The sequence below is a fragment of the Streptomyces sp. NPDC026206 genome (genome assembly GCF_040638465.1).
Lineage (GTDB): Bacteria > Actinomycetota > Actinomycetes > Streptomycetales > Streptomycetaceae > Streptomyces.
On the sequence record NZ_JBEZYL010000004.1, the window covers coordinates 323,809 to 341,920 of the forward strand.

Here is an 18,112-nt window from a genome sequence, read left to right on the forward strand (position 1 = left end):
TGCTTGCCGCCGGGTTACTCCGCCTTGATGGCGGACAGCATGTTGAGCTTCGCCGCCCGGCGCGCGGGCCACAGCGCGGCCAGCACGCCCACCACGGCGGCCAGCAGCAGGAAGACGCCCATCCGGCCCCAGGGGAGCACCAGCTCGTAGGTGCTGAGGCCCTTGCGGATGAGGTCACCGGCCGCCCAGCCGAAGAACACGCCCAGGCCCACGCCCATCACGCCGCCGAACAGCGAGATGACCAGCGACTCCAGCCGCACCATCCGCTTGATGCCCTTGCGGTCCAGGCCGATGGCGCGCAGCATCCCGATCTCCTGGGAGCGCTCGAAGACCGACATGGCCAGGGTGTTGATGACACCGAGCACCGCGACGACCACGGCCATGGCCAGCAGCCCGTAGAGCATGTTCAGCAGCAGGCCGATGACCTTGGCGATGCCGTCGGACACGTCCTTCTTGTCCTGGACCTGGATGGCCGGGTTGTCACCGAGGGCCTTGCGCAGGTTCTCCTTGGCGGAGTCGTCGGCACCGGTCTTGGTCCTGACCATCACCTGGCGGTCGGTGATCTCGCGCTGGTGCGGGGCGAGGGTGTTCACGTCGACCATGAGGCCGCGCATCAGGTCGTTGCCCTTGTAGACGCCCGAGACCGTCAGCTTGCCCTGCTTGCCGTCCTCATAGGTGGTGGTGAAGGACGAGCCGAGCTTCCAGTGGTGGGTGCGGGCGGTCGCGTCGTCGACGACGACCTTGTCGCCGGAGAGCCCGTTGAACGAGCCGGCCGTGAAGTCGACCTTCGTCAGCTGCCCGATGGTCCTGCCGTTGACGCCGGTGAGCGTCTCGTGGTCGCCGTCGATGCGCGAGGGAGAACTGCGCAGCGGGCTGGTGGCGGTGACGCCGGGGTGCGCGGCCAGCGTCTTCTCCACGTCGGGGGAGAGCGGGGTCATGCTGGCCATGGAGACGATGTAGTCGGCCTTGATGGAGTCCGTGGCCATCTTGTCGATGGCCTTCTGGACGCTGCCGGCGATCACGGTCAGGCCGGTGATCAGCGTCAGGCCGATCATCAGCGCGGAGGCGGTCGCGGCGGTGCGGCGCGGGTTGCGGACCGCGTTCTGCCGGGCCAGCTTGCCGGGCATCCCGAACAGGCGCAGGACGGGCGCCGAGGCGGCGATCACCGGGCGCGACAGCAGCGGCGTCAGCACGAAGACGCCGATGAGGACCAGGGCCGCGCCCATGCCCATCGTGCTCGAGCTGGAGGCGCCCAGGACGAGGGCGGCGCCGGCCGCGGTGAGGACGCCGCCGATGGAGTTGCGCACGACCAGCGAGCGGGTGGTGGCCACGGCGTGCACGCTGTTCATCGCGGCGACCGGCGGGATCCTCGCGGCCCGCCGGCCGGGCAGCCAGGCGGCGAGCATGGTGACGACGATGCCGACGCCCATCGAGACCAGGACCGTGTTCGCGGAGACGACCAGCGGGCCGTCGGGGACGGTGGCGCCGGTGCCGTTCATCAGGGCGCGCAGCCCGGAACCGATGCCGATGCCCGTGACCAGGCCGGCGACGCCGGCGATGGTGCCCACGACGAACGCCTCGATGAGCACCGAGCGGGTGACCTGGCGGCGGCTGGCGCCGACCGCGCGCATCAGCGCCAGCTCCTTGGTGCGCTGGGCCACCAGCATGGTGAAGGTGTTGGCGATGATGAAGATGCCGACGAACAGCGAGATGCCGGCGAAGACCAGCAGGGCGGTCCGCATGCCGTCCATGTTCTTGGAGATCAGCTCGGCCTCGTCATCGGCCAGCTGCTGGCCGGTGGTCGCCTCGGCGTCCTTGGGCAGCACCTTCTCGACCGCGGTCTTGAGCGCGGCCTGGGACGTGCCGGGCGCGGCCTTCACGTCGATCCGGCTGAACTCGCCGGGCTTGGCGTAGAGCTTCTGCGCGGTCGGGGTCTCGAAGAGGGCGAGGCTGCCACCGGCGGCGACGTTGCCGTCGTCGGTGGTGAAGATGCCCGCGACCTTCTGCTGCAGCACGGGGCCGTCGACGGAGATCCGGACGGTGTCGCCGACCTTGTAGCCGGCGCGCTCGGCGGTCCTGGCGTCGAGCGCGATCTCGCCGGCGTCCCTGGGCGCGCGGCCGTCCTTCATCGGGTAGCGGGCGTCCTTGCCGTCGCTGCCCGGGTAGTAGTTCGCGCCGGAGGAGGAGAAGCCCTCGCCTATGAGCTTGCCGTGCTTGTCGGCGATCGCGGCGAAGCCGTTGACGGAACCGGTGGCGGAGGCGGCGCCGGGCACCTTGCCGGCCCGGTCCAGCAGGTTCTGGGTGAGCTGCGGGGCCGCGCCCGGGTTGCTCCGGTCGCTGTCCTGCTTGTGGGGCTGGACGGCGACGTCGACGCCCGTGTAGCCCTTCTGGGAGCTCTTCTGGTAGGCGTCGGAGATGGTCGAGGTGAAGACCAGGGTGCCGGAGACGAAGGCGACGCCGAGCATGACGGCGAGCACGGTCATCAGCAGCCTGGCCTTGTGCGCGAGCACATTGCGCAGGGCAGTGCGGAACATTGAGGTCAGTCCTGAGGATCGAATCCGGCGGGGATCAGCTCGTGCGGCCCTTGGCGTCGAAGCGCTTCATCCGGTCCAGGACGGCGTCGGCGGTGGGCTCGCGCAGCTCGTCGACGATGCGGCCGTCGGCGAGGAAGACGACACGGTCGGCGTAGGAGGCGGCGACCGGGTCGTGGGTGACCATGACGACGGTCTGGCCGAGCTCGCGCACCGAGTTGCGCAGGAAGCCGAGGACCTCGGCGCCGGAGCGGGAGTCGAGGTTGCCGGTGGGCTCGTCGGCGAACATGATCTCGGGGCGGCCGGCCAGGGCGCGGGCCACGGCCACGCGCTGCTGCTGGCCGCCGGAGAGCTGGTTGGGGCGGTGCTTGAGGCGCCCGGAGAGGCCGACGGTGTCGACCACCATGTCCAGCCACTGCTTGTCGGGCTTGCGGCCGGCGATGTCCATGGGGAGCGTGATGTTCTCCAGGGCGTTCAGCGTCGGCAGCAGGTTGAACGCCTGGAAGATGAAGCCGATCCTGTCGCGGCGCAGCCGGGTGAGCTTCTTGTCGTTCAGCCCGGTCAGCTCGACGTCGCCGATGCGGGCCGAGCCGCCGGAGACGGAGTCGAGGCCGGCCATGCAGTGCATCAGCGTCGACTTGCCGGAGCCGGAGGGGCCCATGATCGCGGTGAACTCGGCCTGCCGGAATTCCACGGAGACGGCATCCAGGGCGACCACCTGGGTCTCGCCCTGTCCGTAGACCTTGGTGAGATCCGTGGCGCGGGCTGCCACCGCAGCGGTGCGGACGGCGGCCGGGGCGCCGAAGGGGGTGGTGGTCACAGGGGAGCACTCCTGTCGGGACGGACGGTTCAGGGACGTACTCCATGGTCCGCTGCGGCACCCCCCTCCCGGATCCGCCGTAGCTCCGGTTCCGGGGACATGCTCGGGAGGTACGGGCCGGGTGCGCTCTCATCCCTGGGTAGGAGAGCACCCCTCACCCAGAGCGACGAGATTGCGACAATTCCGCTGGGTTTCGGGGGCGGGGTGATGAACGGCGGAGATCAGCCCCTGGCATGTGCCAATGGCGTCATCCCTGCACTGATGGGCCCTCAGTTGCCAATAAAATAAGACAACCTCGGGTCAGGGTTCCGCTGTTTGGGGGTCGCTCCCCGGCTAGGCTCGTCCTGCTCTCTTCGAGGGGAGGAACGCGCGCCTCCCCGCTGTGCTGCCCGAGAGCCCCGCCCGGATGGTGGAATGCAGACACGGCGAGCTTAAACCTCGCTGGCCCTTCGGGCCGTGCCGGTTCAAGTCCGGCTCCGGGCACCTCCTTGCCGTGGCAGCGGCCCGCCTGACGGCTCTTGGCGCTTCCTTGGCGCACTTCCCGTCTTTTCCTCGCTCTTCACGGAACCGGCTGCCCACGGTTTGCGTTGTCCGGTACGGAGGCAGGAGAAGAAAAGATCGTCCCGAAGCAGGAGAGCCATTCTTTTGCCTACCCATTACCCTTGAGGCCAAGGCCGCGCAGGGTGGCCATGGAGGAGTGAGATGAGGAGCAGCAACCCGGTCTTCTCGCGACGGGGGTTCAGCCGCGGTAACAGCGGCTACGCGGGCTTCGGCGCGGCGCCGCAGGCCGGGGCCGCGGCCCAGGGCAACCCGTACGCGACCAACCCGTACGCCGAGCCCACCAACCCCTACGCGGCGAATCCGTACGCGCAGGGCGGGCCGGATCTCCAGCAGGGCTACCCGCAGGCCCCGGCACAGACCGACCGGATGACGATGGACGACGTCGTCGCCCGCACCGGCATCACGCTGGGCACGGTCGTCGTCGCCGCCGGCGCGGCATGGGCGCTCTCGCTGCCCGTCGCGGTCGGCTTCGTCGCCGGCATCGTGGCGATGGTGCTGGGCCTGGTCCAGTCGTTCAAGGCCAAGCCGTCGCCCGCGCTGATCCTGGCCTACGCGGTCTTCGAGGGTCTCTTCCTCGGCGTGATCAGCCAGGCGTACAACAACATCGCGAGCGGCGCCCCGATGCAGGCGGTGCTGGGCACCATGGCCGTCTTCGCGGGCGTGCTCATCGCGTACCGGACCCGGATCATCCGGGTCGACCGGCGGTTCACCCGCTTCGTGATCGGTGCCGCGATCGGCTTCCTGCTGCTGATGGTGGCGAACTCCCTGTTCGCCGTCTTCGGCGGCGGTGACGGTCTGGGCTTCCGCAGCGGCGGCCTGGGCATCGCGGTCGGCGTCGTCGGCGTCCTGCTGGGCGCGGCGTTCCTGGCGCTGGACTTCAAGCAGATTGAGGACGGCGTCCGCTACGGCGCCCCCCGTGAGGAGTCCTGGCTGGCGGCCTTCGGCCTGACGCTGTCGCTCGTGTGGATCTACACGGAGATCCTGCGGATCATCGCGATCCTGAATAACGACTAGCGGGCGACTGGCGGTCGTTTCACTGCCGCGTGGATTTATCCACGACAGGGCCCGGGAAGGCTTTGCCTTCCCGGGCCCTGTCCCGTTTTCCGGGCGCGCCCGCTACCGAAGCTTCCGCGCCGCCCGTTGGAGGTCGTACTCGTGGACGATCGCCTTTGCGTGGCCGTAAGCGAGATTGTGCTCTCCGCGCAGCCAGCTGACCTTCTCCTCCAAGCGGGAGAGGGCGGGGCCTTCATCGACCGTGCGCAGCCAGTCGGCGACTTCACGGCCCGTGCAGTGAGGGATTCGGGAGAGCAGGTTCCGGTGGGTCTCGTCGGAGAAGACGTGGGACATCGGCGCCTCCGGACGCGTCGAATGATGGTCCTTCATGTCACCGTGCCCGAGTGTTCAAGCATTGGCAACAGTCGGTGGACGGCGCATAGGCTCGTGGCGTGGATGACGTGACGCCTCTTCTGGCCGCTGTGGACACCTTCGCCGACCGGCTGCGGGCCCTGCCGCAGTCCCGACTGAGCCGCGGGGCGGCCGCGGAAGCGCTGGCTCTGGCCCGAGAGTTGGCTGTATGGACCCAGCGGATCGAGGAGCCGGGGGCGCCGGCGGTACGGGAGATGCCGGAGGCGGGGATGTTCGCGGTGGCCGACCAAGTGGCGGTGGCGGGTCACGATTTGGCCGAAGCGCTGATCGCCTCCGGCGAGGTGCCGGGGAACGTGGCCAAGGCGGTGGAGCTGGTGACGGCCGCGGCGCGGCGCTGCGGGCTGTAGGGGCCGGGGTGGTGTTCTCGTGCCGCCCGGCCCCTTCCGTCCGCTCTACAGCGACGCTATGACCCTGTCCGCCAGGACGTAGACGGTGTCGGTCCCGCACTGGAACGTCAGGGCGTACGCGCCGGCGAGGCCCGAGCCGCCCAGCAGGACCGGGGCCTCTCCGGCCCGCAGCGCCTGGGCGAGGCGCTCCGCGGTCTCGCGGTGCCCGGGGGTCATGCAGACGGTGGTGCCGTCGGCGAAGACGTAGACGTCGAGGGTGCCCAGCGGGCCGGGGCGGACGTCCGCCAGCGGGACGCGGGCGTCGGCGAGGTCGTCCAGGCACTCGACGGTGCGCTCGTGGTCGGTGACGGCGGAGGCCGCGGGGGTGAAGTCCGGGTGCGAGGGGTGGCGGCGGCGCGCGGCGGCCAGCTCGGGGGAGTCCGCGGCCTCGGACTCGTGGTCGGCCAGCGGGTCGAGAGCGGTGAAGTCGGCCTGGCGGGGCAGGTACGGTCCGCCGTACAGGCTCTCGGCGAGCGGCTCGTCGACCGGGCCGCCCAGCAGTGACGGGGTGTCGGCGCCGGTGAGGTCCCGGGCCTCCTGCGCGGCCCAGAACGCACGCGCCTCGGCAAGCTCCCGCTCCCGCTCCTCCGCGAGCGCGTCCGCGACGGCTTCACGTATCTCGGCGACCGGTGCGGTGCGTGCGGGCGGCACCGGCGCATGCGTTCCGCGGAGCGGGGCGGCGGTCGCCAGGTCGGCGCGCAGGGCCGCGATCTGGCGGCGCAGGCCGCGCGTGCTGTGCAGGGCGGCGGCGCCCGCGGCCGTGGCGGTGGCAGCGGCCAGCAGCAGGGCAAGAGACATGGCGCTCACTGACGTACTCCCGGTTGCTAAGGATCCCCCGAATTCCTACCTCAGCTTCGCGCACGTCTTTGAGGCCCCACAGTGCAAAACGTCATGAACCAGGCGGGACCTTCGGCCTGGACGTTGTCTCTTCAACCACTCTGACCTGGGGAAACGAATCTCCCCCGGGACGTTGGTCACATCCTGGGGGAGTTTCGGTCACGTTTCGGCAAGGTGGCCGATGGTTGCTGTTGGCAGTTGCCCCTGCTCAGCTCAACTCAGCTCAGCCGCTCGATCACCATCGCCATGCCCTGGCCGCCGCCCACGCACATCGTCTCCAGGCCGAACTGCTTGTCGTGGAACTGGAGGGAGTTGATCAGCGTGCCCGTGATGCGGGCGCCGGTCATGCCGAAGGGGTGGCCGACGGCGATGGCGCCGCCGTTGACGTTGAGCCGGTCCAGGTCGATGCCCAGGTCGCGGTAGGAGGGGATGACCTGCGCGGCGAAGGCCTCGTTGATCTCGACCAGGTCGATGTCGCCGATGCCCAGGCCGGCCCGTCGCAGCGCCTGATTGCTGGCCTCCACCGGGCCGTAGCCCATGATCTCGGGGGAGAGCGCCGAGACGCCCGTCGAGACGATCCGGGCCAGCGGGGTCAGGCCCAGCTCGCGCGCCTTGGTGTCGGACATGATCACGACGGCGGCGGCGCCGTCGTTGAGTGGGCAGCAGTTGGCCGCGGTGATCAGGCCGTCCGGGCGGAAGGCGGGCTTGAGGCCCGCCACGCCCTCCAGCGTGACGCCCGCGCGGGGGCCGTCGTCCTGCGAGACGACCGTGCCGTCGGGGAGGGCCACCGGGGTGATCTCGCGCTCCCAGAAGCCCTTGGCGAGGGCCTGCTCGGCGAGGTTCTGCGACCGTACGCCGAACTCGTCCATGTCCTGGCGGGTGACGCCCTTCAGGCGGGCCAGGTTCTCGGCGGTCTGGCCCATCGCGATGTAGGCGTCCGGCACCAGGCCGTCCTCGCGCGGGTCGCGCCAGCCTTCGCCGCCCTGCTCGGCGCGGGTGGCCGTGCGGGCCTCGGCGTCGGCGAAGAGCGGGTTGTGGGTGCCGGGCATGCCGTCGGAGGAGCCGTTGACCGAACGGGAGACCATCTCGACGCCCGCCGAGATGAAGACGTCGCCCTCGCCCGCCTTGATCGCGTGCAGCGCCATCCGCGAGGTCTGCAGCGACGAGGCGCAGTAGCGGGTGACGGTGGTGGCGGGCAGGTGGTCCATGCCCATCTGCACGGCCACGATGCGGCCCAGGTTGTGGCCCTGCTCGCCGCCGGGGAGGCCGCAGCCGAGCATCAGGTCGTCGATGTCGCGCGGGTCGAGCCCGGGGACCTTGGCGAGCGCCGCCTGGATGATCGTGGCGGTGAGGTCGTCGGGCCGCAGGTCCTTCAGGGACCCCTTGAAGGCGCGACCGATCGGCGAGCGGGCGGTTGAGACGATCACGGCTTCGGGCATCACGGCTCCAGGGGCGCGGAAGGGCATACTCTCCGGACTCTCCGGGAAGTTACCCGCACGTAGGGCTCCGGTCACGCACTCGTGGCTGTGATGCGGGCCTCTTTTCTAAGCGGGCGCTCAGTCGTCTGTCCTACAGGCTACGCCCCGTCCTCGCCCGGAAGTGGTTCACCACGGCCTCGGTGTGCGCCGGCAGCCGCCGCCGCTTGCGGTGCTTCAGCAGCGCCCAGCGGCCACGGGCCGTGGGCGTGACCTCGGTGCCACCCTCGGCCGCCGCCTCCGCCGCCGCCCGGGCCACCGGCAGGATGCCCTCGCGGCGGGCCGCGTCGGGCCGCTCGTCCTCCGGCCACAGGCCCAGCGCCGCGCACAGCGTGGGCAGCACGGCCATGGCGGCGGTGGCGTAGCCCTCGGCGGAGGGGTGGTAGTTGTCCGGGCCGAACAGCTCGCGCGGGTTCGCCGCGAACTCCGGGCCCAGCAGGTCGCCGAGCGAGACCGTGCGGCCGCCCGCCTCCAGCACCCCTATCGTCTGCGCGGCCGCCAGCTGGCGGCTCAGCCGCCGCGCCAGCCAGCGCAGCGGCTGGTACACCGGCTCGATCGTGCCCAGGTCCGGGCAGGTGCCCACCACCACCTCGCACCCCGCGTCCCGCAGCCGGCGCACCGCCTCCGACAGCAGCCGGACCGAGCGCGCCGCCGGCATCCGGTGGGTGACGTCGTTGGCACCGATCATGATCACGCAGACGTCGGGGTTGCGGTCCGGGTCGGACAGGATCTGGGTGACCTGCCGCTCCAGGTCGAAGGACTGCGCGCCGGACAGCGCCACGGTGCGCAGGTCCACCGGCCGCTCCGCGACCGCGGCGAGCCCCGACGCCAGCAGCGCCCCGGGCGTCTGGCGGGGGCGGTGCACGCCCTGTCCGGCGGCCGTGGAGTCGCCCAGCACGCCCAGCAGCAGGGGCGGCCGGCCCAGCCGGTGCACGAACCCCGAGCCGTAGCGGCCGTCCGCGTGCGGCGGTGTGTCCTGGTGGCCGCCGACCACCCGCTTGGCCAGCGCCACCTCGGTGAGCAGCAGGCCGAGCGCCGCCCCGCCCAGCAGTCCGGCCCCGCCGCCCCCGTACGCCGCCGCGGCCGCGATCCGCCGCGCCACCCTCGCCCTCCGCACGGACATGGCCGGCCTCCTCGGCTCCCACGAAACCCGTTAATAAGCCGTTTTACAAACACTTCATCAAAGGTTCACGAAACCCGTGCACCCTTGTCCGGGCGCGCTATCAGCAGGTTGCCCCGAGCAACGCCGCCCGCAACGCGCCACTAGTGCAGTCGGACGCGCAATAGGCTGGGCATACGGGTACGCGACGACCGCTAGTGCCCCCTGACCGCGGAGATCACCGTGCAGTATCACGATTCGATGATTGAGCTCGTCGGCAACACCCCGCTCGTGAAGCTCAACAGCGTGACCGATGGCATCGAGGCCACCGTGCTTGCCAAGGTCGAGTACTTCAACCCCGGCGGTTCCGTGAAGGACCGGATCGCCCTGCGGATGATCGAAGCCGCGGAGAAGTCCGGGGAGCTCAAGCCGGGCGGCACCATTGTCGAGCCGACCTCCGGCAACACGGGCGTCGGCCTTGCCATCGTGGCCCAGCAGAAGGGCTACAAGTGCATCTTCGTGTGCCCGGACAAGGTCTCCACTGACAAGATCAACGTGCTGCGCGCGTACGGCGCCGAGGTCGTCGTCTGCCCGACCGCCGTCGACCCGGAGCACCCGGACTCGTACTACAACGTCTCCGACAAGCTCGTGCGCGAGACGCCCAATGCCTGGAAGCCCGACCAGTACAGCAACCCCAACAACCCGCTGTCGCACTACCACTCCACCGGCCCGGAGATCTGGGAGCAGACGGAGGGGAAGATCACCCACTTCGTGGCGGGCGTGGGCACCGGCGGCACCATCAGCGGCACCGGCCGCTACCTGAAGGAGATCAGCGACGGCCGGGTCAAGGTCATCGGCTCGGACCCCGAGGGCTCGGTCTACAGCGGCGGTTCGGGCCGTCCGTACCTGATCGAGGGCGTCGGTGAGGACTTCTGGCCGAGCGCCTACGACGGCACGGTGACCGACGAGATCATCGCGGTCTCCGACAAGGACGCCTTCCAGATGACGCGCCGCCTCGCCAAGGAGGAGGGCCTGCTCGTCGGCGGCTCCTGCGGCATGGCGGTCGTCAGCGCCCTGCGCGCCGCCGAGGGCCTCGGCCCGGACGACGTGGTCGTCGTCCTGCTGCCGGACAGCGGCCGCGGCTACCTGAGCAAGATCTTCAATGACGAGTGGATGGCGGACTACGGCTTCCTGGAGGAGGCCGGCGACTCCGCGCGCGTCGCCGACGTCCTGCTCCGCAAGGACGGCGGCCTGCCCTCGCTGGTGCACATGCACCCCGAGGAAACCGTCGGCGAGGCGATCCAGGTGCTGCGCGAGTACGGCGTCTCGCAGATGCCCATCGTCAAGCCGGGCGCCGGTCACCCCGACGTCATGGCCGCCGAGGTCATCGGCTCGGTCGTCGAACGCGACCTGCTGGACGCGCTGTTCGCCCAGCGCGCCTCGCTCGACGACCCGCTGGAGAAGCACATGAGCCTGCCGCTGCCGCAGGTCGGCTCCGGCGAGCCGGTCGCGGACCTGATGGCCGTGCTCGGCAGCGCGGACGCCGCGATCGTGATCGTCGAGGGCAAGCCGACGGGCGTCGTCAGCCGCCAGGACCTGCTGGCCTTCCTCGCCGAGGGCGGCAACGGCGCGGCGAAGTAGCCGTTCAGGAGCAGCCGTCCAACCGCCCTGCTCCGCGCGGAAGCTGACGGTCCGTAAAAGGCACGGGAGCGTCACGCGCGCGCAGCATGCGCTTAACACGGGTCCGGCATAGTGAGGGATGCCGGTCAAGGGGAACTCCCCCGGCCGGCATCCCGAATGCGGCGGCAGGAACCTCCGGAGCGGCTCCCGGACTTCCAGGGCCGCCCGGACGCGGCCCCGGCCCCGGCACCCCCGGATCCGGTCCGTGTCCTGTGCGGGGACCGCCGCCGTCCCGACCCCGGCCCCGGCCGGGGTGCGGCGGCCCCCGCCGCTCCACCGCCCGGACGGGCGCTACCGCTCCTCACCGGGGATGCGGCGCCACGGCAACCGCCCCGCGGCCTGGGCCGCGTTGACCCCCACGATCCCCGCCCAGGTCACCAGCAGTCCCGGCAGGTGGGCATTGACCGCGCCGATCGCCGACAGCGGGACGGCGAGCACCAGCGACACCGCGGCGAAGCCGAAGCGCTCGCCGAAGCCGCCCGCCACCGGGCCGCCACCGGGCCACGCGCCGCGGGCCGCGTCCATCTGCCGCTCGGCCAGCTGCCGGCGCACCTGCCGGTCCGCCGAGGCGTCCAGCCTCTGCTCCATGCGGTGCTCCACCTTCTCCATGAAGGAGTCGATGAGCTCCGCCTCGTACTCCGCGCCCAGCTCCTTGCGGGTCTGCCAGGTCGCGTCGAGGTCCTTCTTCAGATCGGGGTCCCGGGCCATCATGCCTACGACGGTACGGTCGCCCAGGGCCCGCGTCGGTGGGGCCAGCACCCGTATCCGCAGAGGGGAAGGCCCCCGGTCGCCGAGGGCCCCCTGGAAGGAGCACAACCGTGAGCGACGCACGCACGGCCGCCGGGCCGCCGGACAACGACGAAGACCGAACCCCCGCCCCGCGCGGGCAGGCGGACGGGCGGGCGCACGAGCCCCTGCTGTCGTCCCTCGCCGCGCCGGACGCAGGTGACCGCCCGGACGCCCTGACCGTCGCCGGCCGGTCCTTCTCCCGCGAGGAACTCCTGGGCGCGGCAGGCGCGGTGGCGGCCCGGATCGCCGGGGCCTCCTCCGTGGCCGTGCGGGCCGAGGCCGCGCCGGAGACCGTGGTCGCGGTCGTCGGCGCCCTGCTCGCCGGGGTGCCCGTCGTGCCGCTGCCGCCGGACGCCGGGCCCGCCGAGCGTGAGCACATCCTGCGCGACTCCGGCGCCGAACTGGTGCTCGGCCAGGACGTGCCCGTGGACATGCGGGAGAGGGGAGCGTGGTCCGCGCCGGAGCCGGGTCCCGGGGCGACCGCGTTCGTGCTCTACACCTCCGGTACGACCGGGGCGCCCAAGGGCGCGCTGATCCCGCGCGGGGCCGTCGCGGCGGGCTTGGACGGGCTCGCCGAGGCCTGGCAGTGGACGGCGGAGGACACCCTCGTGCACGGGCTGCCGCTCTTCCACGTCCACGGCCTCGTCCTGGGCGTGCTGGGCGCGCTGCGCACCGGATGCCGGCTGGTGCACACCGGCCGGCCCACCCCCACGGCGTACGCGGCAGCCGGCGGCAGCCTCTACTTCGGGGTGCCGACCGTGTGGTCGCGCGTCGTGCGCGAGCCGGAGGCCGCGCGGGCGCTCGGCGGTGCGCGGCTGCTGGTGTCGGGCAGCGCGGCGCTGCCCGCGCCCGTCTTCCGCGACCTCCAGGCGCTCACCGGACAGCGGCCCGTCGAGCGCTACGGCATGACCGAGACCCTGATCACCCTCTCCACCCGGGCGGACGGCGAACGCCGCCAGGGCTCGGTGGGCCTGCCGCTGCGGGGCGTACGGACCCGGGTCGTGGAGAGCGGGGAGGAAGGCGGCATCGGGGAGCTGGAGGTCACCGGGCCGACGCTGTTCTCCGGCTACCTGGGCCGGCCGGAGGCGACGGCGGCCTCGTACACGGACGACGGCTGGTTCCGTACGGGCGACATCGCGGCCGTCGACGCCGACGGCACGCACCGCATCGTGGGCCGCGCCTCCACCGACCTGATCAAGTCCGGCGGGTACCGCATCGGCGCGGGCGAGGTCGAGAACGCGCTGCTGGACCACCCGGCGGTCGGCGAGGCCGCCGTCGTCGGGGTGGCGCACGAGGACCTGGGGCAGGAGGTCGTCGCCTATGTGGTGGCCGACGGCGTGAGCGAACGGGAGCTGATCGACTTCGTGGCCGGCCACCTGTCCGTCCACAAACGGCCGCGGCGCATCCGTTTCATGGACGCCCTGCCGCGCAATGCCATGGGCAAGCCGCAGAAGAAGCTGCTCCCGCCGCTGTGAGCGTGCTTCTTCCCTCGCGTACCCTGCATAATTCCATGCAGGGTACGGGTGGAATGAATGACCGAGGAGGGCCATGAGCGAGACCGGGGGCGAACCGGAAGCCATCGCGCGGCTGCAGAAGCTCTTCGAGGGGCACCGGCTGACGCCCACTCAGCGCCGTATCGCGCACTGCATGGTGCGGCGCGCCGCCGACGCGCCGTTCCTCTCCAGCGTGGAGCTCGCCGACCTCGCCGGGGTCAGCCAGCCCTCCGTCACCCGCTTCGCGGTCGCCCTCGGCTTCGACGGCTACCCCGCGCTGCGCCGGCACCTGCGCGATGTGGTCCCCGCCGTCGAGGCGCCGTCGGACAGCTCGTTCAACGAGTACCAGCAGGCCGTCCACGCCGAGATCGACAACCTGCGCCACCTCGCCTCGCTGCTCTCCGACCCGGCCCCCGTCGCCCGCGCGGGCCGGCTGCTGGCCGCGTCGCGGCCGCTGCCCGTCCTCGGCCTGCGCGCCGCCGCCGCACAGGCGGGCGGCTTCGCCTACTTCGCGCGCAAGGTCCACCCCGACGTGCGGCTGCTCGACGAGGGCGGCACGCTGCTCGTCGACCGCGTCGACGCGGCCGTACGGGCGGGCGCGAGCGCACTGCTGTGCTTCGCGCTGCCGCGCCACCCGCGCGAGGTCGTCGACGCCCTGGAGTACGCGCGCGGCGCGGGCCTGACGACCGTCACGGTCGCCGACTCCACCTTCGCCCCCGTCGCCCGCCACAGCGACCTGCTGCTGCCGGCCGCCGTCGGCACGGGCCTCGCCTTCGACACCGCGTGCGCGCCCATGCTGCTGGGGCGGGTGCTGCTGGAGGCGATGTGCGACGCGCTGCCGGACGCGCAGGCGCGGCTGGAGGAGTTCGACGCGCATGCGACGGCGCGGGGGCTGTTCGTCGAGTGAGCCGCCGTCACCCGGACCGGTGGGCGTGGCGCATCCGCCGCTTGCGAGTGCGGGGCGAACGCGCCCAGCAGGCCGGTCAGTGCGGACACGGCCTGCGCAGGAGCCGACTCACGGGTGATACCTGGGTATGACCTTCAGTGGACCAGTGGCGCCCGGCGCCGTTCTCAGCCGGTCCTCATATTCGTTGGCTAACCTGCCGGGCGCGAGTCGGGAGACGGGACACAAGGAGGTCTGACGTGGGGCGCGGAGCATATGCGCTGGCGCGGGTCGCCGTGATCGTACGGGCGACGGCCGTCCGCCTGTGGTGGCTGGGCGTGCCGGCCGCGGGCATCGCAGCCGTGGTGCCGGGGCTGACCGGGCGCCGGACGGGCCTGGCGGCCGGAGCGGCGCTGTTCGTCGTGGCGGGCGCCGTGGCCTTCGCCGTGCGGCGCGGGCGGTACAGGGAACTGGCGGGCGGCGCGGCGCGCGCGGGACGGTCCGTCTTCCTCCAGGACCGTGCTGTGACCGCACGGAACTGGTCGCGCGCCCGGCGCTGGTGGCTGACGGCCGCCTTCCTCGCCGCCGCCGGCTCCTCCTTCGCGGTGCCGGCCGCGGCGGGCCTGGCCATGGCCGGGCTCGGCGCGGGCCTGTGGGCGAAGGCCCTGTGGCTGGGCGGCCTGGAGCGCCGCGGCGAGGCGCTGCTGTGGGTGCGCACGGAATGGGCGCAGGGCAGCCCCGCCGCGGGGTCCGTCCCCGGCTATCTGACCACCGGCCTCGCCGCGGGCGACGCCCTGCCGGGAGGCGCCAGGCGCCGGCGCGGTGCGACGCCGCGGAGCGGGGCGGCGGTCAGCGCAGCGCGCTGAGGTCCGCGGCGTGGGGGCCGCCACCGCTCTCCGCGACGAGCTCGTCCACGGTCTGCGGCGGTCGTACGGTGGCGAAGCGCACCTCCTGTTGGTGCGCGGCGTAGCCGTAAACCCCCGGCCGGGGGAGTGTGTTGTACGCGTAGTGGTGCGAGAAGTAGTACGCGCCGGTGTCGAGCAGCGCGATGTGGTCCCCGGCCTCGATGCGGGGCAGGAGGCGGTTGGCCGCGGCCAGATCGCCCGCGAAGCAGCACGGCCCCGCCACGTCCTGAGGCAGCGGATCCGCCTCCTTCGGCCGCCCCTCGGCGTCGAACACCGCCACCCGCAGCGGCCACGACTCGGGGGCGAAGACCGTGCGCACCGCCACCTGGGCGCCCGCGTGGGTCACCGCGATCCGCCGGCCGCCGGCCGACTTGGTGTACTCCACGCGGGCCAGGATCGTGCCGCTCTTGGCCAGCAGCGACCGGCCGAACTCGGTCACCAGGCCGTAGCCCCCGTCGAACAGCCCCGGGACGGTGGCGGACAGCAGCCGCGCGTAGTCGCGGTGCGTGGGAGCGACGTCGTCGGAGGCGAAGTTGACCGGCAGGCCGCCGCCGATGTCGATGGTGTCGATCCGCTGCCCGCCACCGGTGGCCCGGTGGGCCCGGTTGACCTCCTCCGCCAGTTCGTGGATCTCCCGCACCCCGGCGGCCATCAGCTCCAGCGGGCAGCCCTGCGAGCCGACGTGGGCGTGGATCCGGGTCAGCCACGGCCGCTCGGCGTACGCGCGGAGGAGCCATGCGCGTGCTCCCTCGTCGCGCAGTGCCACCCCGAACTTGGAGGTGTCCGTGGCGGTGCTCAGGGCACCGATGCTGCCGCCGCCGACCTGCGGGTTCACGCGCAGCCCGACCGGTGATGTGCTGGGCGCCCCGCCCAGGAGGGCGTCCAGCCGCGTCAGCTCCTCCCGGCTGTCGGCGTTGACGGTGATCCCGGCCGCCAGCGCCTCGCGCAGCTCGGCGGTGGTCTTCGCCGGCGAGTCCAGCACCGTGCGCCCGGCCGGCACGCCGGCCGCCCGTGCCAGCGCCAGCTCCCCGGGGCTCGCGACCTCGGCGCCCAGCCCCTCGGCGGCGAGCAGCCGCAGCACGGGCACCAGCGGTGCCGCCTTCACGGCGAAGGCGTGCAGGACGCCCTGCGCTCCGCCCGCGCCCGCGAAGGCATCCCGCAGCGCCCCCGCGGCCTCCCGGATGCCCCGCACGTCCAGCAGCCCCACCACGGGCCGGTCCGCGCTCACCACGCCCTGCCGGACAGCGGCCCGCACGGCCGCCCGGCGCCGGGCGGCGCTCGCGGTGCCGCAGCGCTCACCGTCGTCGAGGCCCATGTACCTACTCCACCACTGCGGGAGGCCGCCTGCCACGGACTTCGCGAGGCCGGATCCTGCGGGATGCCGGAGGCTTCCGTCCCGCCGGGACCGATGTGAGCCCCGCCGACCTGTTGACTAGCGGTATTCAGCGGCTCAAACTGTGCAATGTTCCATTCAAAGCCAGGGAGGCAGGGCCCATGTCAGGAGCGCGACCCGTGCGAGCGCCGCGAGGCACCGAGCTGAGCACCCGGGGATGGCAGCAGGAAGCCGCGCTGCGGATGCTGCAGAACAACCTCGACCCCGAGGTCGCCGAGCACCCCGACAAGCTCGTCGTCTACGGCGGCACGGGCAAGGCCGCCCGCGACTGGCGCTCCTTCGACGCGATGGTCCGCACCCTGCAGACGCTGAAGCAGGACGAGACCATGCTGGTCCAGTCCGGCCGGCCGGTCGGCGTGATGCAGACCCACGAGTGGGCGCCGCGCGTCCTGATCGCCAACTCCAACCTCGTCGGTGACTGGGCCAACTGGGAGGAGTTCCGCCGCCTGGAGGCCCTCGGCCTGACCATGTACGGGCAGATGACGGCCGGCTCCTGGATCTACATCGGCACGCAGGGCATCCTGCAGGGCACATACGAGACCTTCGCCGCCGTCGCCGCGAAGAAGTTCGGCGGCACCCTGGCCGGGACGATCACCCTCACCGCCGGCCTCGGCGGCATGGGCGGCGCCCAGCCGCTCGCCGTCACCATGAACGACGGCGTCGCGATCTGTATCGACTGCGACCCGCGCGCCATCGAGCGCCGCATCGAGCACCGCTACCTGGACGTCAAGGCCGACTCCCTCGACCACGCGCTCCAGCTGGCCGTCGAGGCCCGCGACGCGCGCCGCCCGCTGTCCATCGGCGTCCTCGGCAACGCGGCCGAGCTCGTCCCGCAGCTGCTCGCCATGAACGCCCCCATCGACATCGTCACGGACCAGACCTCCGCCCACGACCCGCTGGCCTACCTGCCGACCGGCGTCGACTTCGACGACATGGCCTCCTACGCCGCCGAGAAGCCCGCCGACTTCACGCTCCGGGCGCGTGAGTCGATGGCGCGGCACGTCGAGGCCATGGTCGGCTTCCAGGACGCGGGCGCCGAGGTCTTCGACTACGGCAACTCCATCCGAGGCGAGGCCCAGCTGGCCGGCTACACGCGCGCCTTCGACTTCCCCGGCTTCGTACCGGCGTACATCCGCCCCCTCTTCTGCGAGGGCAAGGGCCCCTTCCGCTGGGCGGCCCTCTCCGGCGACCCGGCCGACATCCACAAGACCGACAAGGCGATGCTCGAACTCTTCCCCGAGAACGAGTCCCTCGCCCGCTGGCTCAAGATGGCCGGGGAGCGGGTCCACTTCCAGGGCCTGCCCGCCCGGATCTGCTGGCTCGGCTACGGCGAGCGCGACAAGGCGGGCGAGCGCTTCAACGACATGGTCGCCGACGGCACGCTCGCCGCGCCGCTGGTCATCGGCCGCGACCACCTCGACTGCGGCTCGGTCGCCTCTCCCTACCGCGAGACGGAGGCCATGCTGGACGGTTCCGACGCGATTGCGGACTGGCCGCTGCTGAACGCGATGGTCAACGTGGCCTCCGGCGCGTCCTGGGTCTCCCTGCACCACGGCGGGGGCGTCGGCATGGGCCGCTCGATCCACGCGGGCCAGGTCACGGTGGCCGACGGCACGGCGCTGGCCGGCGAGAAGATCCGCCGGGTGCTGACGAACGACCCGGGCATGGGCGTCATCCGGCACGTGGATGCCGGGTACGACATCGCGGAGTCGGTCGCCGCCGAGCGCGATGTCCGCATCCCGATGCGCGAGGGCGACGCGTCGTGACCGAGGAATCCTCGCCCCACCCCGCCCCTTCCCTCCCCCAGCTACCGCTGGGAGGTGCCCCCGTCCGGG

15 protein-coding genes and 1 tRNA gene are annotated in these 18,112 nt (G+C 72.3%); 8 read left to right on the top strand and 8 right to left on the bottom strand.

Annotated elements, in window-relative coordinates:
* Nucleotides 1-14 precede the first annotated feature (14 nt).
* Together AB0F13_RS09895 and AB0F13_RS09900 are read right to left on the bottom strand one after the other, a co-directional pair.
* Nucleotides 15-2,534 carry an ABC transporter permease gene (locus AB0F13_RS09895; RefSeq protein ID WP_362077962.1) on the bottom strand — a complete coding sequence of 840 codons (2,520 nt, stop codon included), beginning with the start codon at nucleotides 2,532-2,534 and terminating at the stop codon, nucleotides 15-17.
* A 34-nt stretch (nucleotides 2,535-2,568) separates the two neighbouring features.
* Complete coding sequence (locus AB0F13_RS09900; RefSeq protein ID WP_362077965.1) at nucleotides 2,569-3,351, bottom strand: ABC transporter ATP-binding protein; 783 nt, start codon at nucleotides 3,349-3,351, stop codon at nucleotides 2,569-2,571.
* 400 nt (nucleotides 3,352-3,751) lie between these two features.
* Between AB0F13_RS09900 and AB0F13_RS09905 the strand changes: the two genes are divergently transcribed.
* Both AB0F13_RS09905 and AB0F13_RS09910 read left to right on the top strand, forming a co-directional pair.
* Nucleotides 3,752-3,834 (top strand) — tRNA-Leu (locus AB0F13_RS09905).
* 219 nt (nucleotides 3,835-4,053) lie between these two features.
* Nucleotides 4,054-4,926 carry a Bax inhibitor-1/YccA family protein gene (locus tag AB0F13_RS09910; RefSeq protein ID WP_362077968.1) on the top strand — a complete coding sequence of 291 codons (873 nt, stop codon included), beginning with the start codon at nucleotides 4,054-4,056 and terminating at the stop codon, nucleotides 4,924-4,926.
* A 102-nt stretch (nucleotides 4,927-5,028) separates the two neighbouring features.
* Here the strand turns inward: AB0F13_RS09910 and AB0F13_RS09915 are convergent, their stop codons facing one another.
* Nucleotides 5,029-5,259: a DUF4287 domain-containing protein gene (locus AB0F13_RS09915; protein ID WP_362078092.1), complete on the bottom strand. Its 231-nt coding sequence runs from the start codon at nucleotides 5,257-5,259 to the stop codon at nucleotides 5,029-5,031.
* Nucleotides 5,260-5,357: 98 nt separating this feature from the next.
* Between AB0F13_RS09915 and AB0F13_RS09920 the strand changes: the two genes are divergently transcribed.
* A complete protein-coding gene (locus AB0F13_RS09920) occupies nucleotides 5,358-5,684 on the top strand; it encodes a hypothetical protein (protein ID WP_362077971.1) in 327 nt (108 codons plus the stop codon).
* A gap of 45 nt (nucleotides 5,685-5,729) precedes the next feature.
* On the opposite strand, the gene AB0F13_RS09925 is transcribed toward AB0F13_RS09920, so the two are convergent.
* The 3 genes from AB0F13_RS09925 to AB0F13_RS09935 form a co-directional block, all read right to left on the bottom strand.
* Entirely contained in the window at nucleotides 5,730-6,530 is an 801-nt protein-coding gene (locus AB0F13_RS09925) for a hypothetical protein (protein ID WP_362077974.1), read from the bottom strand.
* A 248-nt stretch (nucleotides 6,531-6,778) separates the two neighbouring features.
* Nucleotides 6,779-7,999 carry an acetyl-CoA C-acetyltransferase gene (locus AB0F13_RS09930; protein ID WP_362077977.1) on the bottom strand — a complete coding sequence of 407 codons (1,221 nt, stop codon included), beginning with the start codon at nucleotides 7,997-7,999 and terminating at the stop codon, nucleotides 6,779-6,781.
* A gap of 130 nt (nucleotides 8,000-8,129) precedes the next feature.
* Complete coding sequence (locus AB0F13_RS09935; RefSeq protein ID WP_362077980.1) at nucleotides 8,130-9,158, bottom strand: SGNH/GDSL hydrolase family protein; 1,029 nt, start codon at nucleotides 9,156-9,158, stop codon at nucleotides 8,130-8,132.
* Nucleotides 9,159-9,377: 219 nt separating this feature from the next.
* Here AB0F13_RS09935 and AB0F13_RS09940 point away from each other — a divergent pair, with 219 nt between their 5' ends.
* Nucleotides 9,378-10,775, top strand: coding sequence for a cystathionine beta-synthase (locus tag AB0F13_RS09940; RefSeq protein ID WP_362077983.1), 1,398 nt, complete (start codon nucleotides 9,378-9,380; stop codon nucleotides 10,773-10,775).
* Between the two features lie 330 nt (nucleotides 10,776-11,105).
* On the opposite strand, the gene AB0F13_RS09945 is transcribed toward AB0F13_RS09940, so the two are convergent.
* Nucleotides 11,106-11,525, bottom strand: a complete 420-nt coding sequence (locus AB0F13_RS09945; protein WP_362077986.1) for a hypothetical protein — start codon at nucleotides 11,523-11,525, stop codon at nucleotides 11,106-11,108.
* A gap of 203 nt (nucleotides 11,526-11,728) precedes the next feature.
* Here AB0F13_RS09945 and AB0F13_RS09950 point away from each other — a divergent pair, with 203 nt between their 5' ends.
* From AB0F13_RS09950 to AB0F13_RS09960, 3 genes are all read left to right on the top strand, one after another.
* On the top strand, nucleotides 11,729-13,078 hold the full coding sequence (locus AB0F13_RS09950; RefSeq protein ID WP_362078095.1) for an acyl-CoA synthetase: 1,350 nt from the start codon (nucleotides 11,729-11,731) through the stop codon (nucleotides 13,076-13,078).
* A 73-nt stretch (nucleotides 13,079-13,151) separates the two neighbouring features.
* Entirely contained in the window at nucleotides 13,152-14,003 is an 852-nt protein-coding gene (locus AB0F13_RS09955) for a MurR/RpiR family transcriptional regulator (RefSeq protein ID WP_362077989.1), read from the top strand.
* A 236-nt stretch (nucleotides 14,004-14,239) separates the two neighbouring features.
* On the top strand, nucleotides 14,240-14,845 hold the full coding sequence (locus AB0F13_RS09960) for a hypothetical protein (RefSeq protein ID WP_362077992.1): 606 nt from the start codon (nucleotides 14,240-14,242) through the stop codon (nucleotides 14,843-14,845).
* On the opposite strand, the gene AB0F13_RS09965 is transcribed toward AB0F13_RS09960, so the two are convergent.
* On the bottom strand, nucleotides 14,829-16,199 hold the full coding sequence (locus AB0F13_RS09965) for a diaminopimelate decarboxylase (RefSeq protein WP_362077995.1): 1,371 nt from the start codon (nucleotides 16,197-16,199) through the stop codon (nucleotides 14,829-14,831). The two genes, AB0F13_RS09960 and AB0F13_RS09965, sit on opposite strands and share 17 nt — an antisense overlap.
* Before the next feature lie 179 nt (nucleotides 16,200-16,378).
* Here AB0F13_RS09965 and hutU point away from each other — a divergent pair, with 179 nt between their 5' ends.
* Nucleotides 16,379-18,043 (top strand): urocanate hydratase, encoded by a 1,665-nt coding sequence (gene hutU, locus AB0F13_RS09970; protein ID WP_362077999.1) that lies wholly within the window; start codon nucleotides 16,379-16,381, stop codon nucleotides 18,041-18,043.
* Nucleotides 18,044-18,112: the final 69 nt, after the last annotated feature.

Bases quoted from the DNA above. Each gene is read 5' to 3' on its own strand.
- AB0F13_RS09895 (WP_362077962.1), bottom strand. From the start codon at position 2,534: ATGTTCCGCACTGCCCTGCGCAATGTGCTCGCGCACAAGGCCAGGCTG.
- AB0F13_RS09910 (WP_362077968.1), top strand. From the start codon at position 4,054: ATGAGGAGCAGCAACCCGGTCTTCTCGCGACGGGGGTTCAGCCGCGGT.
- AB0F13_RS09915 (WP_362078092.1), bottom strand. From the start codon at position 5,259: ATGTCCCACGTCTTCTCCGACGAGACCCACCGGAACCTGCTCTCCCGA.
- AB0F13_RS09930 (WP_362077977.1), bottom strand. From the start codon at position 7,999: ATGCCCGAAGCCGTGATCGTCTCAACCGCCCGCTCGCCGATCGGTCGC.
- AB0F13_RS09935 (WP_362077980.1), bottom strand. From the start codon at position 9,158: ATGTCCGTGCGGAGGGCGAGGGTGGCGCGGCGGATCGCGGCCGCGGCG.
- AB0F13_RS09945 (WP_362077986.1), bottom strand. From the start codon at position 11,525: ATGATGGCCCGGGACCCCGATCTGAAGAAGGACCTCGACGCGACCTGG.
- AB0F13_RS09955 (WP_362077989.1), top strand. From the start codon at position 13,152: ATGAGCGAGACCGGGGGCGAACCGGAAGCCATCGCGCGGCTGCAGAAG.
- AB0F13_RS09965 (WP_362077995.1), bottom strand. From the start codon at position 16,199: ATGGGCCTCGACGACGGTGAGCGCTGCGGCACCGCGAGCGCCGCCCGG.
- hutU (WP_362077999.1), top strand. From the start codon at position 16,379: ATGTCAGGAGCGCGACCCGTGCGAGCGCCGCGAGGCACCGAGCTGAGC.